The sequence below is a fragment of the Pseudomonas sp. P8_241 genome, assembly GCF_034008315.1.
GTDB lineage: Bacteria > Pseudomonadota > Gammaproteobacteria > Pseudomonadales > Pseudomonadaceae > Aquipseudomonas.
This window is the reverse complement of record NZ_CP125377.1, coordinates 56,577-77,781: the sequence shown is the minus strand read 5'-3', so window position 1 is coordinate 77,781 and position 21,205 is coordinate 56,577. Positions and strand designations below refer to the sequence as shown.

Genomic DNA, 21,205 nt, shown 5'->3' with positions numbered 1-21,205 from the left:
TGATACGGGAGCTCCGCAGAAAAGTTTTTATTATCTAAATTCAAATGGGAGCGGCAAGCCTGCTTCCAGAGAGTTACCCGTGCGGCCTGAACTGGCTCGGCGCGACACCACTCCAGCGCACAAACGCATGGCGAAAACTCGCGGTCTCGCTAAAGCCCAACGCCTCGGCGATTTGATAAATCGGCAGTTGATCCTCGCACAGCATTTGCTTGGCCTGCTCGAAGCGCAACTCGTCGAGCAGTTCCTGATAGCTGCAACCCAGATCCTTGAGGTGTCGGCGCAACGTGCGCGCTGAACAGTTCATCTGCTCGGCCAGCCCTTCGAGTCCTGGTGCTGCGTTGAGCTGTGCACTGAGCAATTGCCGGATCCGCCCCAGCCAGGCCTGGCGTCCTGTGAATTCTATGTTTTGCTTGCGGCAACGTTCGGCCATGGCTTGATGGGTGATGATATCGGCCAGTGGCAAGGGTTGATCGAGCCAATGCTTATCGAAGGCGAACGCATTGTTTCGGCCCCCGAAGTGCAGCGGGCAGTTGAAGTGTTCGGCGTAGGTGGCTTCGTAGTCTGGGGCGGTATGTTCCAAGCGTGCGGCGAGCAAGGGCAATGGATGACCGAGCAAATCGTCGCAGATGACTTTCAGGGAGACCAGGCAGAACTCGGCATTGAACACGGCCATGGAGGGACTTTCGCGGTAATCGGCGGCAACGAACCATACTCGTTCGCCTTCCTCCTCCACGCTCAGCTCGAAAACTGTTCCCAACAGCGCCGGATAGCGAATCGCCAGACGCAAAGCGTCACCAAAGGTGGCACTGGTGAGCAGGGCGTAACCGAGCATGCCGTAGCAGGAGACGTGCATCCGCCGGCCCAGTTCCAGGCCGATATCGCGCTTGAGCGCGACGGCGTTGGCGCAGACCTGCATCTCTTGATTGGTGGTGATGTGTGTGTCGGCTCGGCTCAGGTCCGCCGCACTGATGCCGCTGCCGGCCAGCAGCGCCTCGCTGGACAAACCTTCGGCCTTGAAGGTGTTGAGGATCAGCGAAACGGCGTTGAGTGTGGTGAGGTGGGAGTGGAGCATGGGAGTGTTCCAGCCTTGAGATGACAGGACCGCAGCAAGTTGTATGCCGAGACAGGCAGGGCAGGCTTCAATCCTGTAGGAGCGGGCTTGCCCGCGATTGCGGTATGTCATTCACGAGAATGCCGGATGTGCCGCCGTCATCGCGGGCAAGCCCGCTCCTACAGGTTTTGCATTGTGTCAGGTCAAATCAGTTCGCCGCACAGGTCCAGTTCGACAAGTCGCCGTACTTCCTCTGTATCAAGCCCCGCACCCAACAGTGCATGCAACTTGCCGAACGCCGCCTCGCGGGTCATGCCGCCACCCGACAACACGCCCACATCGCGCAAACGGCTGCCGGCCTCATACACATCCAGCTCGACGCCGCCTTCATGGCACTGCGTCACCGCGACCACCACCACACCCTTGTCCCGCGCGCGGCCCAGGCTGGCGAGAAACTCGGGGTTGTCGCCCGGCCCGGTGCCGCTGCCGTAGCACTCCAGCACCAGACCCTGGATGCCGCTGTCGACCAGGCCATTGAGTATCCCGGCGCTGATGCCGGGAAACAGCGGCAATACCGCAACGTTCGCCATCTGTTTGGGTGGCTGGTAGTTCAGCTGTTGCGGCATCGAAGACACTTTCACGCCACCGCCCTGACGCTTCAGGCGCTTGAACGGATGGCGACCAAAACTGCGGACCTTCGCGCAATGGGTCGGGTCGAGCAGTTCGCCGTGAAAGTACAAGTGAACGCCCGGTGCCAGGCCTTGGCCAAGGGCAACCAAAGCGCCGCCGAGATTTTCCCAGGCATCGCTGTCGGTCACGCCGGCCGGTAGCATGGAGCCGGTGAAACACACGCGAGCGTGCAGGCCGAGCAACTGGAAACTCATGGCGGCGGCGCTGTAGGCCAGAGTGTCGGTGCCATGCAGGATCAGCACGCTGTCGCAGCCTTGCACATCCACCGCATCGACCACCGCTTCACGCAATTGCTGCCAATACGCCGGCGTCATGTTGGCGCTGTCGATCAGCAGCGACATCTCGCGAAAGCGCCACTGCGGCACCACCAGTTCAGGCTGACTGTGCAGGTAATCGCGCATCCGCGCTTCGAAACCGGATGCGGGGGCCAAGCCGTGCGCGCTGGCTTGCATGCCGATGGTGCCGCCGGTGTAGAGCACCATGACGTGCTGGGCGGCAGGGTAGGTCGAGGCATTCATGGAGGATCTCCGAAAAAACTGAAACGGCTTGAAGCGGAGCATGACGCTGAGCGTCAGCCGTGTCACGTCGTACGGCGCTGAAAAAAAAGCAAAAAAAAGGGCCTGGAGAATGATCTCCAGGCCCTCAAAAGGTGAGAGGTGTCTAGTCCCTCGACCTGGTGAGCGGTGCTACAAGTGGTGCGTCGGTTCAGGCTTTGAGCGGAACCAGACGCGGAGCAATCATGTTTTCCGGGCGCAGGATGTCGGCGAGCATGGCTTCGTCGAGCAGACCTTCTTCGCGCACCAGTTCCAGCACGCCGCGGCCGCTTTCAAGGGCGAGGCCGGCGATACGGGTGGCGTTTTTGTAGCCGATGTACGGGTTCAGCGCGGTGACCAGGCCAATCGAGTGCTCGACCAGTTCACGGCAGCGGGCTTCGTTGGCGGTGATGCCGACGATGCAGTGCTCACGCAGCATGTCCATGGCGCGTTGCAGCAGGCGGATCGAGTCGAAGATCTTGAACGCGATCAGCGGCTCCATCACGTTCAATTGCAGTTGGCCGCCTTCGGCTGCCATGGTCAGCGCCAGATCGTTACCGATGACCTGGAAGGCCACCTGGTTAACGGCTTCCGGGATAACCGGGTTGACCTTGCCTGGCATGATCGAACTGCCTGGCTGACGCGCCGGCAAGTTGATTTCGTTGATGCCGGTGCGTGGGCCGCTGGACAGCAGACGCAGGTCGTTGCAGATCTTCGACAGCTTGACCGCGGTGCGCTTGAGCATGCCGGAGAACAGTACGAAGGCGCCCATGTCGGACGTGGCTTCGATCAGGTCGGCCGCCGGAACCAGCGGTTGACCGCTGATCAGTGCCAGACGTTGTACCGCCAGGGCCTGATAGCGCGGGTCGGCGTTGATGCCGGTGCCGATCGCGGTGCCGCCCAGGTTCACTTCAGTCAGCAGTTCCGGGGCCAGCGTCTTCAGACGGGCCAGGTCTTCGCCCATGGTGGTGGCGAAGGCGCGGAATTCTTGACCCAAGGTCATCGGCACAGCGTCTTGCAGCTGGGTACGACCCATCTTCAGGACGTGGTTGAATTCCTGGCCCTTGGCCGCGAACGCCTGAATCAGGCTGTCGAGGCTGGCCAGCAGCGCGTCGTGACCCAGCAACAGACCCAGGCGGATCGCCGTCGGGTAAGCGTCGTTGGTCGACTGCGCCATGTTCACGTCGTCGTTCGGGTGCAGGTACTGGTATTCGCCTTTCTGGTGACCCATTGCTTCGAGCGCAATGTTGGCGATCACTTCGTTGGCGTTCATGTTGGTGGACGTACCGGCGCCACCTTGAATCATGTCGACCACGAATTCTTCGTGGTAATCACCACGGATCAATCGTGCACAGGCTTCGCTGATGGCTGCGTGTTTGGCTTCGCTCAGATGACCCAACTCGCGGTTAGCGTCGGCAGCGGCCTGTTTGACCATTGCCAGACCCACAACCAGTTTCGGGTAATGCGAAATCGGAACGCCCGAGAGGCGGAAGTTGTTCACCGCTCGCAGGGTCTGGATGCCGTAATACGCTTGAGCCGGTACTTCGAGGGCGCCAAGCAGGTCGTTTTCTGTGCGGAAAGATGCAGCGGAGGACATGATAGAAATCATCTCGATATGAACCCGGTCAATGCCGGAACGCTGCGAATGCTAGGCTCGTGTAGATTTTTGGGCCAATGCTGTTAAACACTGGGCTATGCATATTCGGCATAATGCCCGTGTGACGCCGGGTTGCCGGCGAACGTGTGACCTAAATTGGTGCGTGTCCGGGAGGGCGTGATGAATCTGGAAAGCAAATGGCTGGAGGACTTTAGTGCTCTGGCCGCCACCCGCAGTTTCTCCCAGGCGGCTGAACGGCGTTTCGTGACACAGCCGGCGTTCAGTCGGCGCATCCGCAGCCTGGAGGCGGCGTTGGGGCTGCAGTTGGTCAATCGCTCGCGCACGCCGATCGAGCTGACGGCGGCGGGGCAATTGTTTCTGGTCACCGCGCGAACCGTGGTTGAACAGCTTGGCGAAGTGCTGCGCCATCTCCATCACCTGGAAGGCGGGCAGGGCGAGGTGATGCAGGTCGCGGCCGCTCACTCGCTGGCACTGGGTTTCTTTCCGCGCTGGATCGCGCAGCTGCGCAACGAAGGTCTGAACATCGCCACGCGCCTGGTGGCAACCAACGTCGGTGACGCTGTGCATGCGCTGCGTGAAGGTGGTTGCGATCTGATGCTCGCCTTCTATGACCCGGACGCGGCGATGCAAATGGACCCGGAAATTTTCCCGTCGCTGCACCTGGGCCATACCGAAATGTTGCCGGTGTGTGCTGCCGATGCCGAAGGCAAGCCGCTGTTCGATCTGGAAGGCGAGGGCAGCGTGCCGTTGTTGGCCTACAGCGCTGGTGCGTTTCTGGGTCGATCAGTGAATATGCTGCTGCGTCAACGGGCACTGCGCTTCACCACCATCTACGAAACCGCCATGGCCGATAGCCTGAAAAGCATGGCCCTTGAAGGTCTGGGCATCGCCTGGGTGCCGCAGCTGAGTGTGCGCGCCGAACTGGCGCGCGGTGAGTTGGTGATCTGCGGCGGCCCGCAATGGCATGTGCCGCTGGAGATCCGTTTGTACCGCTGCGCGCTCGTGCGCAAAGCGAATGTGCGATTGTTGTGGCGCAAGTTGGAAGGTGGAGCGGCAAGTCCTGCAGTCTGATCGGACACGAGGGTGCAAGTCGCAGTGACGGCTTGCTCCCGTGTGCCGACTGGCATTGGGATGTTTCATTCGAATCGATCAAGATAGTTGCGAATGTTTTCCCTGTTCTTGTCACTGTAGCGATGGGCGTTTCCCCGCATACTGGAAAACTCGTCCGTTAGCATGATTGTGTCGTGCCACCAGCCGTCATAGATCACTTCGCTGTCCTCATGTTTTGCGCCAAGCATATGGCCAATTTCATGTGCGGGAACATGAGTGGATGTGATCGCTGCAATTGCACAATGACCTTTGTACCAGCTAATGCCTCTTGTTCCTCCGAGGAGTCCACTGGCTGTCACGTTGATATTGTTTCTGGTCAATAGAAGGACTTTAGTCAGGCTCGGCGTATGTTCACCGGATTTTTTTAGAGTGATGAACCAGTCGTTTATCAGGTCCGTCCAGCCTTGCAGCGCAGCGTTGCTATCTTCGTTTCTGTAGTTGTACCCTGACAGCTCCGCTACTTCATCATGACGATACATTAACAACCTGATATCTCGCCCAGAGAGGGACTCAAGTTCTGACTTGAGCCAGGAAAAATAATCCGCATATAGATCGTTTTTTTTGATAATTGTAAAGATCTCTATGAATGACGATCATTATTGAGATAGGTTTTTTCATGTTTTGAACTCCCTGTTCAATTGAATATATGAGTCATCGATAATTGTGTTAGTTCGGGGGTTTTGACAAGTTTCAAATTGTTTTAAGTTGTTTAGCCTTTTTTGAATATTGATTTTTTTTGATGGAAATCACTGATCTCGACAACCAGAGAAGTTCACGATCTCCAGGCATTCAAGTGACTGACTTTATAGTCAAGAAAAGCGTGTTTTCGCCCGCATGACAGATGGTCGCCACAGGGGCTGTTTATCTGCTTCTTTGAGGTATACTGCGCGGCCTTCGGCCGGTTACGACCGGCCATAATTCGTACAATCAAGCCACGCATCCTGCGTGGCTTGTTGTTTTTTGATGCGCCTGCGGGCGCCCAGAGAGAAGAGGCACGACGATGAGTGCATTGGTTGGCGTGATCATGGGCTCAAAGTCCGATTGGTCCACCCTTAGCCACACCGCCGATATGCTGGAAAAGCTCGGCATCCCTTACGAGGTGAAAGTGGTTTCTGCCCACCGCACCCCGGACCTGCTGTTCCAGTACGCTGAAGAAGCCGAGGCGCGTGGCATCGAGGTGATCATTGCCGGGGCCGGTGGTGCGGCCCACCTGCCAGGCATGTGTGCGGCCAAGACCCACCTGCCTGTGCTTGGCGTGCCAGTCCAGTCGGCGATGCTATCGGGCGTCGATTCGCTGCTCTCTATTGTGCAGATGCCTGCGGGTATCCCGGTCGCCACCCTGGCCATCGGCAAGGCGGGTGCGATCAACGCTGCGTTGCTGTCGGCGAGTATCCTGGGCGCCAAGCACCCGCAGTTCCACGCGGTGCTGAAAACCTTCCGTGCTGAACAGACAGACAGCGTCCTGGAAAATCCAGACCCACGCATCGCCTGAGGTTGTTGACGATGAAAATCGGTGTAATCGGTGGCGGCCAGTTGGGTCGCATGTTGGCACTGGCGGGCACTCCGCTGGGCATGAACTTCGCTTTCCTCGACCCGGCACCGGACGCTTGTGCGGCGGCGTTGGGCGAACATCTGCGGGCCGATTACGGCGATCAGGATCACCTGCGTCAATTGGCTGATGAAGTCGATCTGGTGACGTTCGAGTTCGAAAGCGTTCCAGCCGAAACCGTAGCGTTCCTGTCGCAATTCGTGCCGGTATACCCGAGCGCCGAAGCCCTGCGCATCGCCCGTGATCGCTGGTTCGAAAAAAGCATGTTCAAGGACCTGGGGATTCCAACCCCGGCGTTCGCCGACATCCAGTCCCAGACTGACCTCGACGCTGCCGTGGCTTCCATCGGCCTACCGGCGGTTCTCAAAACCCGCACCTTGGGTTACGACGGCAAGGGCCAGAAAGTTCTGCGCACGCCTGAAGACGTCGTCGGGACGTTCGCCGAGTTGGGCAGCGTGGCGTGCCTGCTGGAAGGCTTCGTGCCGTTCACCGGCGAAGTCTCGCTGATCGCCGTGCGCGCTCGCGATGGCGAAACGAAGTTCTATCCGCTGGTGCACAACACCCACGACAGCGGCATTCTCAAGTTGTCCGTGGCCAGCACCGATCACCCGCTGCAAGCCCTGGCCGAAGACTACTCCAGTCGTGTGCTTAAACAGCTGGATTATGTCGGTGTGATGGCGTTCGAGTTCTTTGAAGTCGACGGTGGCCTCAAAGCCAACGAAATCGCCCCGCGTGTGCACAACTCCGGGCACTGGACCACCGAGGGCGCCGAGTGCAGCCAGTTCGAAAACCACTTGCGGGCTGTTGCCGGTCTGCCGCTGGGTTCGACGGCCAAGGTCGGCGAGAGCGCAATGCTCAACTTCATCGGTAAAGTGCCGGACACCGAGAAAGTGATCGCTATCGCCGATTGCCATCTGCATCACTACGGCAAGGCGTTCAAGGTCGGTCGCAAGGTCGGTCACGCCAACCTGCGTTGCGCAGACCGCGAGACGCTGGCCGCACAGATCCTCAAGGTCGAAGCGCTCATCGCCGAATAGTTTCATGTGGCAGCGGTGGAACCATTGAGGTCGCACCGCTCTCTGATGGCAGGATGCCAAAGTCTGACTAGGCTTTGGCTAGGACCCAGCCAATTCAATCAGAGGGAAATGCCATGGGTATTATCGGAACCATCTTTATCGGCTTGATCGTCGGGCTGCTCGCACGGTTCCTCAAACCGGGCGATGACAACATGGGCTGGATCATGACCATCCTGCTCGGTATCGGCGGTTCGCTGGCAGCCACCTACGGCGGCCAGGCCCTGGGTATTTATCAGGCAGGTGAAGGTGCCGGCTTCATTGGTGCACTGGTAGGCGCTGTTGTATTGCTGGTGATCTACGGCCTGGTCAAAAAGAACTGATTCAAGCGACAAACCCCTCTCGGCCGCGCAAGCCGGGAGGGCTAGAATGCTCGGCGATTTCCTTATCCTTACCGAGCACCTTCATGCGCCGTCTTCTGCTGACATTTCTATTACTGGGTGCGGGCCTTGCCCATGCCGGCGAGCTGCCGGAAACCGACTGGCTCGAACTGATGCCCAAGTCGGACCAGAAAGCCCTCGAGGCCATGCCCGAAATCGACCACGACTCGCCCGAAGCCACTGGCACCTTTACCGAGAAGGGTGGGATGAAGCAGGCCAAAGGTTTGCCGGCGGTGATGTATTCGTCCAAAACCGTGGCGTCGATGAACGACAAGAACATCCGTATTGGCGGTTATCCGGTGCCGTTGGAAACCGATGGCAAGGGCCACAGCACGTTGTTCTTCCTCGTGCCGTATCCGGGCGCCTGCATTCATGTGCCGCCTCCACCGCCGAATCAACTGGTGCTGGTGCGATATCCGAAAGGCTTGAAGCTGAACGATATCTACACACCGCTGTGGGTGACCGGCACGTTGAAGGTCGAGAAGGTCAGTAATGATCTGGCGGATGCGGCGTATGCGCTGGATGCGGCGAAAGTGAGAGTCGTGGAAGAGTCGGATTTGTAAAAGTACTGTAGGAGCCGGCTTGCTGGCGATAGCGATCTTGAGGGCGCCATCGCCGGCAAGCCGGCTCCTACAGGTTTACAGTGGTTTGCTGCCGATACTCACGCCAAGGGTATGACTGGAACCCGGCGCCAGGTTCACCACATCACCCATCACATTCGCCGTTTCGATGCACAGCATGCGTTGCCAGCCATCGTCAGCCATGTCGCTGAACGCGGCGGCGCGGTCGATCCATGGATTCCAGATCACTGCCGATCGCGAACCGCTGCTGGTGAGTTCGATGCGACGCTCCCAATGCGGATCAACGATGTTCAATTGCGCTGGTGTGTCGAGGTAGATGCGGTCGGTCTCGCCGGTAAAATGCAGATCACCGTTTTGAGTGACGGTTTTCCAGTCGTCCAGTGTCTCGATGTAGTTCAAGCCATCGAGGCCTTCGACATGCACCTGGCGCACATCGCTGACGGCGAAGTAACTGTGCAGCGCCTGGCTGATGCTCACGGTCTCGTTGCCCTGGTTGAGGCTGGTCAGGCTGATGTGCAGTTGCTCATCCAGACGAATGCTCAGCTTCAAATCCACCTGATGCGGCCAGCCCGGCAAGCCGCCTTCGGGGTAGGGCAGGAGGAATTCGATCTTCAGGCTTTCGCCATCGGCTTCGATGCCGCCCAGCTCCCAGTCCATCGCTCGCACCAAACCGTGAGCCGTCGGCGCTTCATCGCTGACGCGCATCGCCTGGACGCTTTGCGGATTGCGCGCCAGATTGCCAAACCACGGCCAGCAAACCGGCACGCCGGCACGGATGCTCTTGCCGGTCTTGAATACGGCCTCATCATTAAGCCAGATCAGCGGCGGCTCGCCCGCCAGTTGATAACTGAGGATGTGCGCGCCTTGCTGGGCCACCAGTAATTCGGCCTGACCGTGGCGGATGCGCCAGCAGTTCAGTTCATCCAGTTTTACCGCTTCAACGTCGGGCGTGCTCATGGGGACAGCTCTCGATCAGGAACAATGACGACTACAGACCGCAAAACAAACGCCAGGTTTAGAACCGCCTTCAGCGAGCCCTTGCTGGAACCGAGCGAGTGCGGCCGCTGCCATCGATGGCGACGAACACAAACACCGCTTCGGTTACTTTACGCCACTCGCTGGACAACGGATCGTCGCTCCAGACTTCAACCATCATCTTGATCGAGCTGCGACCGATTTCCAGCGCCTGGGTATAAAAGGAGAGCTGAGCACCCACCGCTACCGGTACCAGGAACGCCATGCGGTCAATCGCCACGGTGGCGACGCGCCCGCCAGCAACCTTGCTGGCCATCGCGGTGCCCGCCAAATCCATTTGCGCCACCAGCCAACCGCCGAAAATATCGCCGAAGCCGTTGGTTTCGCGAGGAAGCGCGGTGATTTGCAGGGCCAGATCGCCTTGCGGGATTGGATCTTCTTGTTCGAGCTCTATCATGCCGGGGGTGCCTCTGACCCGTGACTCTTCGTTGGTACTGCTGGTGGTAGCCGTCTTCGGGAAAAACGATTCAGCACCGAACATACTACGTTCGTCACGTTTTCCTAAGGCGCCTAAAGGGAAACTCTGCGAAATCGGCTGGTACCGTTGAGTAGGGCCAACGACGTCTTCGCACAGCAACCCCTCAAAAACCGGAGCAATGGTGTAAGTATATCGGTCGGTAGACTCCGAGACGACCGTCGGGTTCTCATTTTGACCGTCAAAAACGCACCTCTATGTGCTTTTTCGAACAATTTGCTATCGTGCCGGTCCTGCCCAAGCCTCCACCAGCGTTGTTGAGGTTGCAGATCCGACTATAAGAGAAGCCCTTGCCATGACCCCAGCGCCCTCGAGCATCGCGCAACCCGAGCAACCCGCACGTCCATTGACCGGTAATGACTACAAGACGCTGTCGTTGTCCGCCCTGGGCGGTGCGCTCGAGTTCTACGACTTCATCATTTTCGTATTTTTCGCAACGGTGGTGGGCAAGCTGTTCTTCCCGCCGGACATGCCTGAATGGCTGCGGCTGATGCAGACCTTCGGCATCTTCGCCGCCGGCTACCTGGCACGGCCGTTGGGCGGCATTGTGATGGCGCATTTTGGCGACCTGCTGGGCCGCAAGAAAATGTTCACCTTGAGCATTTTCATGATGGCCGTGCCGACCCTGATCATGGGTCTGTTGCCGACTTATGCGCAGATTGGCCTGTGGGCACCCATCCTGTTGCTGTTGATGCGGGTGATTCAGGGCGCGGCCATTGGCGGTGAAGTGCCGGGAGCGTGGGTCTTTGTTTCCGAACACGTCCCGCAGCGTCACATTGGCTACGCCTGCGGCACCCTGACCAGCGGCCTGACGGCGGGCATCTTGCTGGGTTCTCTGGTCGCCACTGCGATCAATAGCATTTATACCCCGGTGGAAGTGGCGGATTACGCCTGGCGGATTCCGTTCTTGCTGGGCGGCGTGTTCGGCCTGTTCTCGGTGTATCTGCGTCGCTGGTTGCACGAAACGCCAGTGTTTGCCGAGCTGCAACTGCGCAAGGCGCTGGCCGAAGAGGTTCCGCTGCGCGCGGTGCTGCGTGATCATCGTGGTGCCATTGCCATTTCGATGCTGCTGACCTGGCTGCTCTCTGCCGGGATCGTTGTATTGATTTTGATGACTCCGACTGTTCTGCAAACGGTCTATCACTTCTCGCCGACCACGTCCCTGCAAGCGAACAGCCTGGCGATCGTGTTCCTGAGTTTTGGTTGCGTCATTGCCGGCGCGCTGGCCGATCGCTTCGGTGCGGGACGCGTCTTGGTGTTTGGCTGTGCGGCGTTGCTGGCCAGTTCGTGGACCTTCTATCACAGCCTGGCCGACCATCCCGACTGGCTGTTCCCGATGTACGCCCTGACCGGTTTGCTGGTCGGCACGATTGGTGCGGTGCCGTACGTGATGGTCAAGGCGTTCCCTCCGGTGGTGCGCTTCAGCGGTCTGTCGTTTTCGTACAACGTCGCCTACGCGATTTTCGGTGGCCTGACGCCGATGGTTGTCAGTCTGCTGCTCAAGGAGAGTGCGATGGGGCCCGCTTATTATGTGGCGGTGCTGTGCGGGGTCGGGATTGTGGTGGGTGCGTATCTCTGGAAGAAGGGACGCTGATCTCGACTTTTTTCATCCTCTGTACTAGCCCAATCGCCAGCAGGCTGGCTCCCACATTTGGAATGCATTTCAACTGTGGGGGCCAGCCTGCTGGCGATTGAGGGCGGCGCGAATCACCCTGAAAAGAACGGAATGCTGGCCTTTCATCCAATTGTCATATTTCAGCCATAGAGTGTTCACACGGCCTGCTGATACTTGGCCCCGACTTAACACACCCTATCTGCTAGGAGTAAGGCATGAAACTGAAGCGTTTGATGGCGGCAATGACTTTTGTCGCTGCTGGCGTTGCGACTGCCAACGCGGTTGCCGCTGTTGACCCTGCTATCCCGAGCTACACCAAGACCACTGGTGTGTCGGGCAACCTGTCCAGCGTTGGTTCCGACACCCTGGCCAACCTCATGACTCTCTGGGCTGAGAACTACAAAAAAGAATACCCGAACGTAAACATTCAGATTCAGGCCGCTGGCTCCGCCACTGCACCTCCTGCGTTGACTGAAGGCACCTCCAACCTGGGCCCGATGAGCCGCAAAATGAAGGACACCGAACTGGCTGCCTTCGAGCAGAAGTACGGCTACAAGCCAACCGCTATCCCGGTTGCCGTGGATGCCCTGGCGGTATTCGTACACAAGGACAACCCGATCCAGCACCTGACCATGGAACAGGTCGACGCGGTCTTCTCGTCCACTCGTCTGTGCGGCGCTAAAACCGACGTGAAAACCTGGGGTGACCTGGGTGTGACCGGCGACCTGGCCAACAAGCCGGTGCAACTGTTCGGTCGTAATTCGGTATCCGGCACTTACGGCTACTTCAAAGAAGAAGCCCTGTGCAAAGGCGACTACAAGCCAAACGTCAACGAGCAACCAGGCTCGGCTTCGGTCGTGCAGTCGATCAGCTCCTCGCTGAACGGCATCGGTTACTCGGGCATCGGCTACAAGACCGCTAGCGTGAAGACCGTGGCACTGGCCAAGAAAGGCAGCCAGGACTTCGTCGAAGACACCGAAGAAAACGCCCTGAACGGCAAGTACCCGCTGTCGCGCTTCCTGTACGTGTACGTCAACAAAGCTCCGAACAAGCCTCTGGCCCCGCTGGAAGCCGAATTCGTGAAACTGATCCTGTCCAAACAGGGTCAGGAAGTTGTCGTGAAAGACGGGTACATCCCACTGCCAGCCAAGGTTGCTGCCAAAGCGCTGGCTGACCTGGGTTTGAAGGAAGGCGGCGCTGAAGTCGCAAAAAAGTAAAACCCTGAGTCCGGGTTTACCTCGGACTCTGTAGGAGCCGGCTTGCTGGCGATGGTCATCCATCCGCAGAAAATGTATCGGATGTACCATTTTCGCCAGCAAGCCGGCTCCTACACCGCCCAAATTTCCCGATCCGCTGCTGGTTAACCCCAACGGCGGATTTGCTGCGTCACTGCACTGTCATCTTTCTGTCATACAGGATCGCTAGGGTGTGCGAATGAATGATCTGGCCAATTCCAACATGACTACTAATCCCCCCAAGCGAATTGATTTCAATACGCCTGAGCTGCAACGCAAGCGCCGCATTCGCGCGCTCAAAGATCGCCTGACTCGCTGGTACGTCCTCGTGGGCGGCCTCGCTGTTCTCGGCGCGATCACCCTGATTTTCTTCTTCCTTGCCTACGTCGTTGCGCCCCTGTTCCAGGGTGCCAGCCTGACGTCCAGGGACGCCATCACGCCAGCCTGGATGCAAGACGCCGGCAAGCCGCTGATGATCTCCCTTGAAGAGCAGAACCAGGTGGCCATGCGGGTATCCGACAAAGGCCAGGCATTGTTCTTCGATATCGACAGTGGCGCCGAACTCAAGCGCGTCGATCTGCCTGTTCCAGCCGGTACCACCGTGACCTCCATCGGTGAAGACCAGCCAGGTCAACCGCTGGTGGCCGTGGGCCTGTCCAACGGTCAGGCACTGGTGTTCCGCCACACTTACAAAGTCAGCTACCCGGACGGCAAGAAAACCATCTCGCCGGCCATCGAGTATCCGTATGGCGAAGCGCCAATCGCGCTGAACGAAGCCGGCGGTGCCCTTGAGCACGTCAGCCTCAACGCCAACGATTCGACCCTGATGCTGGTCGGCTCCACCGGTTCGCAACTCAATGTTCTGTCGCTGACCAGCGAAGAAAACATGATGACCGGCGAAATCACCAACGAACAGAAGCGCATCGACCTGCCGCAAATGACCGAGCCGGTGAAGAACATCTTCGTCGACCCGCGTCAGCAGTGGCTGTATGTGATTAACGGGCGCGCCCAGGCCGACGTATTCAGTCTGCGCGACAAGAGCCTCAACGGTCGCTACAAACTGCTGGAAAACGGCGACGCTGAAATCACTGCCAGTACTCAACTGGTGGGCGGTATCTCGCTGATCCTGGGTGACTCCAAAGGTGGCCTGGCCCAGTGGTTCATGGCCCGCGACCCGGATGGCGAACAGCGCCTGAAGCAGATCCGTACCTTCCAGATGGGCACCACGCCTATCGTTGAAATTACCGCCGAAGAGCGCCGCAAGGGCTTCATTGCACTCGACGCCTCCGGCAAGCTCGGCGTGTTCCACAGCACCGCCCACCGCACTTTGCTGGTGGAACCGGTTGTTGAAGGCGAGGGTGTTTTCGGTCTGTCGCCACGGGCCAACCGCGTGATCGTGGAAGCTGGCGGCAAGTTGCAACCGCTGCTGCTCGACAACCCGCACCCGGAAGTGTCGTGGAGCGCGTTGTGGAGCAAGGTCTGGTACGAGAACTACGACGAGCCTAAATACGTCTGGCAATCGACCGCCGCCAACACCGACTTCGAACCCAAGCTGAGCCTGTCGCCCCTGACCTTCGGCACCCTGAAAGCTGCGTTCTACGCCATGCTTCTGGCTGCTCCGCTGGCCGTTGCCGCGGCGATCTACACTGCGTACTTCATGGCGCCGGGCATGCGCCGCAAGGTCAAGCCGGTGATCGAGCTGATGGAAGCGATGCCGACGGTGATCCTCGGTTTCTTCGCTGGTCTGTTCCTCGCACCTTATGTGGAAGGACATTTGCCAGGCATCTTCAGTCTGCTGATGTTGCTGCCGATCGGCATCCTGGTCGCCGGTTTCACCTTCAGTCGCCTGCCTGAGTCGATTCGCCTGAAAGTCCCTGACGGCTGGGAAAGCGCCTTGCTGATTCCAGTGATCCTGTTCGTGGGCTGGCTCTCGCTGTACATGAGCCCGTTCATGGAGAACTGGTTCTTCGGCGGTGACATGCGCATGTGGATCTCTCACGACCTGGGCATCACCTACGACCAGCGCAACGCACTGGTGGTGGGTCTGGCCATGGGCTTCGCGGTGATCCCGAACATCTATTCCATTGCCGAAGACGCCGTGTTCAGCGTGCCGCGTGGCTTGACCCTGGGCTCTCTGGCCCTCGGTGCGACGCCATGGCAGACCATGACGCGCGTGGTGATCCTCACCGCCAGCCCGGGCATCTTCTCGGCGCTGATGATCGGCATGGGTCGTGCGGTCGGTGAAACCATGATCGTGTTGATGGCCACCGGCAACACACCGGTCATGGAAATGAACCTGTTCGAAGGCCTGCGCACTCTGGCTGCCAACGTTGCGGTGGAAATGCCCGAATCGGAAGTCGGCGGCAGCCACTACCGCGTGCTGTTCCTCTCGGCGCTGGTGCTGCTGTTGTTCACCTTCGTCATGAACACCCTCGCAGAACTGATTCGTCAGCGTCTGCGCAAGAAATACTCGTCGCTTTAAGCAAAGGTAGAAGTCTGTGAAACAGAACTCCCTGAAAGGATGGTTCAAGAGCGGCGCCCCTGGCGTCTGGATCAGCGGTGGGGCGGTGTCCATTGCGGTCATCATGACCATTGGCCTGCTGGCAGTGATTGCCGTGCGCGGTCTGGGCCACTTCTGGCCGGCGGACCTGATCCACGCCAGCTATGACGTACCGGGCCAGGCTAATCATCTGGTCATCGGTGAAGTGGTCCAGAAAGAAGAAGTGCCACGTGCACGACTCAAGAGCGCGGGTCTTCCGGTGCCGGATCAAGGCCCTGAGTTCATGACTCGTGAGCTGATCAAGGTCGGTAACCGAGACCTGAACGGCAGCGATTTCACCTGGATCGTCGGCGAGTGGCTGACCAATCAGCAGACGCCACCTGAGCTGATGGCCATCGAGCGTCGCGAGTGGGGCAACTTCTACGGCTACCTGGTCAACGTCAAGCAGGACGGCAAGGTCATTGCTGAAGGCGAAGCCGCATGGCCGGAGTTGCAGGCCCGTGTCGAGCGCGTGAACAAGCTGGCCGCCCAGCTCAAGAGCCTGGAAAAAACCGATATCGGCGCGATCAACGCCGGTCTTGAACGCATCCGTTTGCACGGCCGCAAGCTGGAGCTGGAAGGCAAGCTCGATGCCACCGCACAAGCGGACATGGAATCGGAGCGTGCCGAACTCAATGCTCGCTATCAGGATATCGAAGCACGTCTGGCTGACCTGCATGCGCAGTTCAACCGCGACAGCCTTACCGCTCGCGACGCGAACGGTAAGGAAATCGTTATCGACATCGGCAAAGTGGTTCACGCCTATCAGCCGAACGCCATGGGGACCTTTACCAAGATCGGTTTCTACTTCAGCAAGGTCTGGGAGTTCCTGAGCGACGACCCGCGTGAAGCAAACACCGAAGGCGGGATTTTCCCGGCGATCTTCGGCACCGTGATGATGACCTTGATCATGGCGATGATCGTGACTCCGTTTGGAGTGCTGGCAGCGGTGTACTTGCGTGAATACGCCAAGCAGAACGCGTTGACCCGGGTGATCCGCATCGCAGTGAACAACCTGGCGGGTGTTCCGGCCATCGTGTACGGCGTGTTCGGCCTGGGCTTTTTCGTCTATGTGCTGGGTGGATCGCTGGACCGTCTGTTCTTCCCCGAAGCCTTGCCGGCACCGACCTTCGGTACACCGGGTTTGATGTGGGCTTCGTTGACCCTGGCGCTGCTGGCGGTGCCGGTGGTGATCGTGGCTACTGAAGAAGGTCTGGCGCGGATTCCTCGCACCGTGCGTGAAGGCTCGTTGGCCCTCGGTGCGACCAAGGCTGAAACCTTGTGGAAGATCGTGTTGCCGATGGCCAGCCCGGCGATGATGACCGGCATGATCCTCGCGGTGGCCCGTGCCGCCGGTGAGGTGGCACCGCTGATGCTGGTTGGCGTGGTGAAATTGGCGCCGTCGCTGCCGGTGGACGGTAACTACCCGTACCTGCACCTGGACCAGAAGATCATGCATCTGGGCTTCCACATTTATGACGTCGGCTTCCAGAGCCCGAACGTTGAAGCAGCCAGACCGCTGGTGTATGCCACGGCGCTGCTGTTGGTGCTGGTGATCGCCACGTTGAACCTGTCGGCGGTCTACATCCGGAACCACCTGCGCGAGAAATACAAAGCGCTGGATAGCTGATCAACCCTGTAGGAGCCGGCTTGCTGGCGAAGGCATCACCATGGTGAGCCTGCTGCACCGAGTTGCCAGCATCGCCAGCAAGCCGGCTCCTACAAAGAATTGTGTAACCCGCGGGCACGGCCCGCGGTCTACTGAACCGAATTTGTTAGCACAGGGAGCCTCCCATGCAGCACGAAACACATACCCACGGCATCAACATGTCGGCCCTGGGTCGCGACAAGCAGAGCCTGAATCTCGATCAGGAAACCGTAGCCATCGAAGTGCCGGGCCTGAGCCTGTTCTACGGCGACAAACAAGCGCTGTATGACGTCAGCATGAACATCCCGAAACAGCGCGTGACCGCCTTCATCGGCCCGTCCGGCTGCGGCAAGTCCACGCTGCTGCGGACCTTCAACCGCATGAACGACCTGGTCGATGGTTGCCGCGTAGAAGGCGCCATCAACCTGTACGGCAACAACATCTATCGCAAGGGCGAAGACGTGGCCGAGTTGCGTCGCCGCGTCGGGATGGTGTTCCAGAAGCCGAACCCGTTCCCGAAAACCATTTACGAAAACGTGGTCTACGGCCTGCGTATTCAAGGCATCAACAAGAAGCGCGTGCTCGACGAAGCTGTCGAGTGGGCATTGAAAGGCGCGGCACTGTGGGATGAAGTCAAAGACCGCCTGCATGAATCGGCACTCGGCCTGTCCGGTGGTCAACAGCAACGTCTGGTCATTGCCCGCACCATCGCCGTAGAGCCGGAAGTGCTGCTGCTCGACGAACCGTGCTCGGCACTCGACCCGATCTCCACGCTGAAAGTCGAAGAGTTGATCTACGAACTGAAATCGAAGTTCACCATCGTCATCGTGACCCACAACATGCAACAGGCCGCGCGGGTTTCCGACTACACGGCGTTCATGTACATGGGCAAGCTGGTGGAGTTCGGTGACACCGACACCCTGTTCACCAATCCGGCGAAAAAGCAGACCGAAGACTACATCACCGGTCGCTATGGCTAGCAGCAGCTTCAAGCCGCACGCTTCAAGCGGCAAGTAGAGCGGTTCGGGTACGACACACAGCAGCTTGCAGCTAGTAGCTTGCAGCTCACAGCTTTTGCGGAGCAAACAACATGATTTCTAAGGAAGGCCTGACACACCACATCTCCCAGCAGTTCAACGCCGAGCTTGAGGAGGTGCGCAGCCATCTCCTGGCAATGGGCGGGCTGGTCGAGAAGCAGGTCAACGACGCGGTGACCGCGCTGATCGAGGCCGATTCCGGTCTGGCCCAGCAGGTGCGCGAGATCGACGACCAGATCAACCAGATGGAACGCAACATCGACGAAGAATGCCTGCGCATTCTGGCCCGTCGTCAGCCGGCCGCGTCCGACTTGCGTCTGATCATCAGCATCTCCAAGTCGGTGATCGACCTGGAGCGCATCGGTGACGAAGCGACCAAGATTGCCCGTCGCGCCATTCAGTTGTGCGAAGAAGGCGAAGCACCACGCGGTTACGTCGAGGTTCGCCACATTGGCGACCAAGTGCGAAACATGGTCCGTGATGCACTGGACGCTTTTGCCCGTTTCGATGCCGACCTGGCTTTGTCGGTGGCGCAGTACGACAAGATCATCGACCGCGAATACAAGACCGCCCTGCGCGAGTTGGCAACCTACATGATGGAAGACCCGCGTTCTATTTCGCGGGTCTTGAGCATTATCTGGGTTCTGCGCTCACTGGAACGCATCGGCGACCACGCGCGCAACATTTCGGAGCTGGTGATTTACCTGGTGCGCGGTACCGACGTGCGACACCTGGGCCTCAAGCGCATGAAGGAAGAAGTTGAAGGGACCAGCGGCGAAACCGCTAATGTTCCGGGCAAATCTGACGATAAGTAAGGTTGCCCAAGTAAAGCGCCCAGCCTTTTGGCTGGGCGTTTTTGTTTGCGGCTCACGAATCCGAAAAGCAGCACCCCGCGAACGAAACGTCCGGCGTGACTGAGGGTTTTGGCAAAGTGCCATTAGCAAAGCGTTGTGCTGGCCGGGATTTTTTAAAGGGGTTTTTGGATGAGTAAGGTCAGTGTGTTGGTCGTGGACGATGCGTCGTTCATTCGTGACCTGGTGAAGAAGTGTCTGCGCAACTACTTCCCCGGCATGCGAATCGAAGACGCAGTCAACGGCAGAAAGGCGCAAGCCATGCTGGCCAAGGAAGCGTTCGACCTGGTCCTGTGCGATTGGGAGATGCCGGAAATGTCCGGCCTGGAGCTGCTGACCTGGTGCCGCGAGCAAGACAACCTGAAAACCATGCCCTTTGTGATGGTGACCAGCCGTGGCGACAAAGATAACGTCGTCCAGGCGATTCAGGCCGGGGTATCCGGTTATGTCAGTAAGCCATTCACTAACGAGCAGCTGCTGACCAAGGTCAAACAGGCGCTGCACAAGGTTGGCAAACTCGATGCTTTGATCAATATCGCTGCCACCAAGACGAGCCCCGCCTTCGCCAACGATTCCCTGAGCGCTTTGACTGGCGGCAAGCCTGCCGGGGTTGCACCCACGGCACCTGCCGCCGCGCCTGCCCGTGGCCTGCTCAACAGCCAGCCGGTCAAGGCGACAGTGGTCGCAGGCGCCGGCGGAGGGCGTGGCCAGGGTCAACTGCGCTTGCCCAGTGGCATCACCCAATGCGTGATCAAGGCCTTGAGCCTCAAGGAAGCGCTGTTGGTGGTCAAACGCACCGAGTCCCTGCCGCAGGTTCTCGACAGCGCCGTACTGGATCTGGAGCAGGGCGAGAGTGCTGAAATCGCTCGCCTGAACGGCTACCTGCATGCTGTCGCAGCCCATGAGCCAAAGCCTGACAGCGACTGGTTGCAACTGACCTTCCGCTTTGTCGATCAGGATGCGCAGAAACTCGACTACATCTCCCGCCTAATTGCCCGAGGCACGGCGCAGAAGCACTTCATTCCAGGCGCTTGAGGTGTGTCGCCTGATAGGCCGCCATTGTCGGATCGCCGCGTGGAGCGAGCTCGCGACGGGGCCATCACGGCTACCGCACATCTGCTGAACACGCGTTCTGAAACATCTGCCGACTAGCCGGGTCCATTGCAGCTGCTAGGCTGAGTTCCAGGCCTAACTCGACAGAGCCTTTGCCCATGTTCACGCGCCTGCTGTTTTTATGTGGCCTATTCATGGTCGCCACCTCGGCCGTGGCGATGACCATCTACAAATCCAAAGACGTCTATGGCGTGGTCACCTACAGTGACCGCCCCAGCAAAGGCGCCCACGTGTTCGTTTTTCGCGATCGCATGGAGGAGCACCTTGAGCGCCAGGTACGCCTGATCGTCATGAAGAAAAACGGCGTGCACAGTGTGTACGTGCGCAATGACCTGTATGCGCCGGTAGAGGTTGAATTGAGTTTCGCCGGGGTGAAGAACGCCAGCGGGGTGCCGAAGCGGACAATTCGGCGGGTGATACCGCAACGTTCCAGCGTTCGTCTGGCGCAGCTCACGGCGACCAATGCTGGAAAGCCCCTCGCGTATGTCCCGACGTTCAAATACTCCCTGGGCGACCCCTCAGGTTCCATGGTGGGCTATCGGTATCCATTGCCCTGGCGTGGCGGGCCGTTCCGGATAAGCCAGGGCGCCAATGGCCCCTACAGCCACTTCGGCCCCAAGAGCCGTTATGCGATAGACATTGCGATGCCTGAGGGCACGCCGATCATTGCCGCCCGAGGCGGGGTGGTGGTGAAAACCGAGAACAGACAGCGCGCGCGCGGCAGCGATGCATCCGGCAATTTCGTGCGGGTGTTGCACGAAGACGGGACCATGGGGGTTTACCTGCACTTGAAGAAAGGCTCGGTAAAGGTTCGAGAAGGGCAACAGGTGGCGGTGGGCAGTGCCTTGGCGCTGTCGGGAAACACCGGCAACAGCACCGGGCCGCATTTGCACTTCGTGGTGCAGCGCAATACCGGGCTGGGGCTGGTATCGATTCCGTACCAGTTCAACCAGCCGGTGAGCGCACTGCCCAACTTTGCGTTGGGCAGTAGGAGCCGGCTTGCTGGCGATGAACGATAACGCGGTATCACATGACACCGCGGCGCACCCATCGCCAGCAAGCCGGCTCCTAC

The 21,205-nt window shown here is 59.0% G+C and carries 19 protein-coding genes; 13 read left to right on the top strand and 6 right to left on the bottom strand.

The features are described from left to right. Positions 1 to 73: 73 nt before the first annotated feature. The 3 genes from QMK58_RS00385 to aspA form a co-directional block, all read right to left on the bottom strand. The gene (locus QMK58_RS00385) at positions 74 to 1,072 is read right to left on the bottom strand and encodes an AraC family transcriptional regulator (RefSeq protein ID WP_053163948.1); all 999 of its coding nucleotides are present in this window, start codon (positions 1,070 to 1,072) and stop codon (positions 74 to 76) included. Positions 1,073 to 1,254: 182 nt separating this feature from the next. Further along, positions 1,255 to 2,259 (bottom strand): asparaginase, encoded by a 1,005-nt coding sequence (locus QMK58_RS00380; RefSeq protein WP_053163945.1) that lies wholly within the window; start codon positions 2,257 to 2,259, stop codon positions 1,255 to 1,257. Positions 2,260 to 2,446: 187 nt separating this feature from the next. Next, positions 2,447 to 3,871, bottom strand: coding sequence for an aspartate ammonia-lyase (gene aspA / locus QMK58_RS00375; RefSeq protein WP_053163943.1), 1,425 nt, complete (start codon positions 3,869 to 3,871; stop codon positions 2,447 to 2,449). A gap of 180 nt (positions 3,872 to 4,051) precedes the next feature. Here aspA and QMK58_RS00370 point away from each other — a divergent pair, with 180 nt between their 5' ends. After that, positions 4,052 to 4,963 carry a LysR substrate-binding domain-containing protein gene (locus QMK58_RS00370; RefSeq protein ID WP_053163941.1) on the top strand — a complete coding sequence of 304 codons (912 nt, stop codon included), beginning with the start codon at positions 4,052 to 4,054 and terminating at the stop codon, positions 4,961 to 4,963. 65 nt (positions 4,964 to 5,028) lie between these two features. Here the strand turns inward: QMK58_RS00370 and QMK58_RS00365 are convergent, their stop codons facing one another. Continuing rightward, positions 5,029 to 5,481, bottom strand: a complete 453-nt coding sequence (locus QMK58_RS00365) for a reprolysin-like metallopeptidase (RefSeq protein WP_320395741.1) — start codon at positions 5,479 to 5,481, stop codon at positions 5,029 to 5,031. Positions 5,482 to 6,002: 521 nt separating this feature from the next. Between QMK58_RS00365 and purE the strand changes: the two genes are divergently transcribed. The 4 genes from purE to QMK58_RS00345 all read left to right on the top strand — a co-directional run bounded on the left by purE (position 6,003) and on the right by QMK58_RS00345 (position 8,567). Continuing rightward, the gene (gene purE / locus QMK58_RS00360) at positions 6,003 to 6,494 is read left to right on the top strand and encodes a 5-(carboxyamino)imidazole ribonucleotide mutase (protein WP_007971731.1); all 492 of its coding nucleotides are present in this window, start codon (positions 6,003 to 6,005) and stop codon (positions 6,492 to 6,494) included. An 11-nt stretch (positions 6,495 to 6,505) separates the two neighbouring features. After that, positions 6,506 to 7,588 carry a 5-(carboxyamino)imidazole ribonucleotide synthase gene (locus QMK58_RS00355; protein WP_053163938.1) on the top strand — a complete coding sequence of 361 codons (1,083 nt, stop codon included), beginning with the start codon at positions 6,506 to 6,508 and terminating at the stop codon, positions 7,586 to 7,588. Between the two features lie 113 nt (positions 7,589 to 7,701). After that, positions 7,702 to 7,947: a GlsB/YeaQ/YmgE family stress response membrane protein gene (locus tag QMK58_RS00350; protein WP_053163936.1), complete on the top strand. Its 246-nt coding sequence runs from the start codon at positions 7,702 to 7,704 to the stop codon at positions 7,945 to 7,947. A gap of 83 nt (positions 7,948 to 8,030) precedes the next feature. Then, on the top strand, positions 8,031 to 8,567 hold the full coding sequence (locus QMK58_RS00345) for a DUF3299 domain-containing protein (protein ID WP_053163935.1): 537 nt from the start codon (positions 8,031 to 8,033) through the stop codon (positions 8,565 to 8,567). Positions 8,568 to 8,642: 75 nt separating this feature from the next. Here the strand turns inward: QMK58_RS00345 and QMK58_RS00340 are convergent, their stop codons facing one another. Both QMK58_RS00340 and QMK58_RS00335 read right to left on the bottom strand, forming a co-directional pair. Next, the gene (locus QMK58_RS00340; protein WP_053163933.1) at positions 8,643 to 9,542 is read right to left on the bottom strand and encodes a D-hexose-6-phosphate mutarotase; all 900 of its coding nucleotides are present in this window, start codon (positions 9,540 to 9,542) and stop codon (positions 8,643 to 8,645) included. A gap of 70 nt (positions 9,543 to 9,612) precedes the next feature. Continuing rightward, positions 9,613 to 10,017 carry an acyl-CoA thioesterase gene (locus QMK58_RS00335; protein WP_053164119.1) on the bottom strand — a complete coding sequence of 135 codons (405 nt, stop codon included), beginning with the start codon at positions 10,015 to 10,017 and terminating at the stop codon, positions 9,613 to 9,615. Positions 10,018 to 10,390: 373 nt separating this feature from the next. On the opposite strand from QMK58_RS00335, the gene QMK58_RS00330 reads away from it, so the two are divergent. From QMK58_RS00330 to QMK58_RS00295, 8 genes are all read left to right on the top strand, one after another. Then, entirely contained in the window at positions 10,391 to 11,689 is a 1,299-nt protein-coding gene (locus QMK58_RS00330; RefSeq protein WP_053163931.1) for an MFS transporter, read from the top strand. A gap of 236 nt (positions 11,690 to 11,925) precedes the next feature. After that, positions 11,926 to 12,927: a phosphate ABC transporter substrate-binding protein PstS family protein gene (locus QMK58_RS00325; RefSeq protein ID WP_053163929.1), complete on the top strand. Its 1,002-nt coding sequence runs from the start codon at positions 11,926 to 11,928 to the stop codon at positions 12,925 to 12,927. A 466-nt stretch (positions 12,928 to 13,393) separates the two neighbouring features. Continuing rightward, the gene (locus QMK58_RS00320; RefSeq protein ID WP_172681869.1) at positions 13,394 to 15,427 is read left to right on the top strand and encodes an ABC transporter permease subunit; all 2,034 of its coding nucleotides are present in this window, start codon (positions 13,394 to 13,396) and stop codon (positions 15,425 to 15,427) included. Between the two features lie 16 nt (positions 15,428 to 15,443). Continuing rightward, positions 15,444 to 17,114 (top strand): phosphate ABC transporter permease PstA, encoded by a 1,671-nt coding sequence (pstA, locus tag QMK58_RS00315; RefSeq protein WP_053163925.1) that lies wholly within the window; start codon positions 15,444 to 15,446, stop codon positions 17,112 to 17,114. A 164-nt stretch (positions 17,115 to 17,278) separates the two neighbouring features. Then, a complete protein-coding gene (gene pstB / locus QMK58_RS00310) occupies positions 17,279 to 18,112 on the top strand; it encodes a phosphate ABC transporter ATP-binding protein PstB (RefSeq protein WP_053163923.1) in 834 nt (277 codons plus the stop codon). 110 nt (positions 18,113 to 18,222) lie between these two features. Continuing rightward, positions 18,223 to 18,984, top strand: coding sequence for a phosphate signaling complex protein PhoU (gene phoU, locus QMK58_RS00305; RefSeq protein ID WP_053163921.1), 762 nt, complete (start codon positions 18,223 to 18,225; stop codon positions 18,982 to 18,984). Between the two features lie 168 nt (positions 18,985 to 19,152). Further along, positions 19,153 to 20,055 carry a response regulator gene (locus QMK58_RS00300; RefSeq protein ID WP_320395740.1) on the top strand — a complete coding sequence of 301 codons (903 nt, stop codon included), beginning with the start codon at positions 19,153 to 19,155 and terminating at the stop codon, positions 20,053 to 20,055. Between the two features lie 176 nt (positions 20,056 to 20,231). Next, positions 20,232 to 21,152: a peptidoglycan DD-metalloendopeptidase family protein gene (locus QMK58_RS00295; RefSeq protein ID WP_320395739.1), complete on the top strand. Its 921-nt coding sequence runs from the start codon at positions 20,232 to 20,234 to the stop codon at positions 21,150 to 21,152. The last annotated feature ends 53 nt before the right edge of the window (positions 21,153 to 21,205 follow it).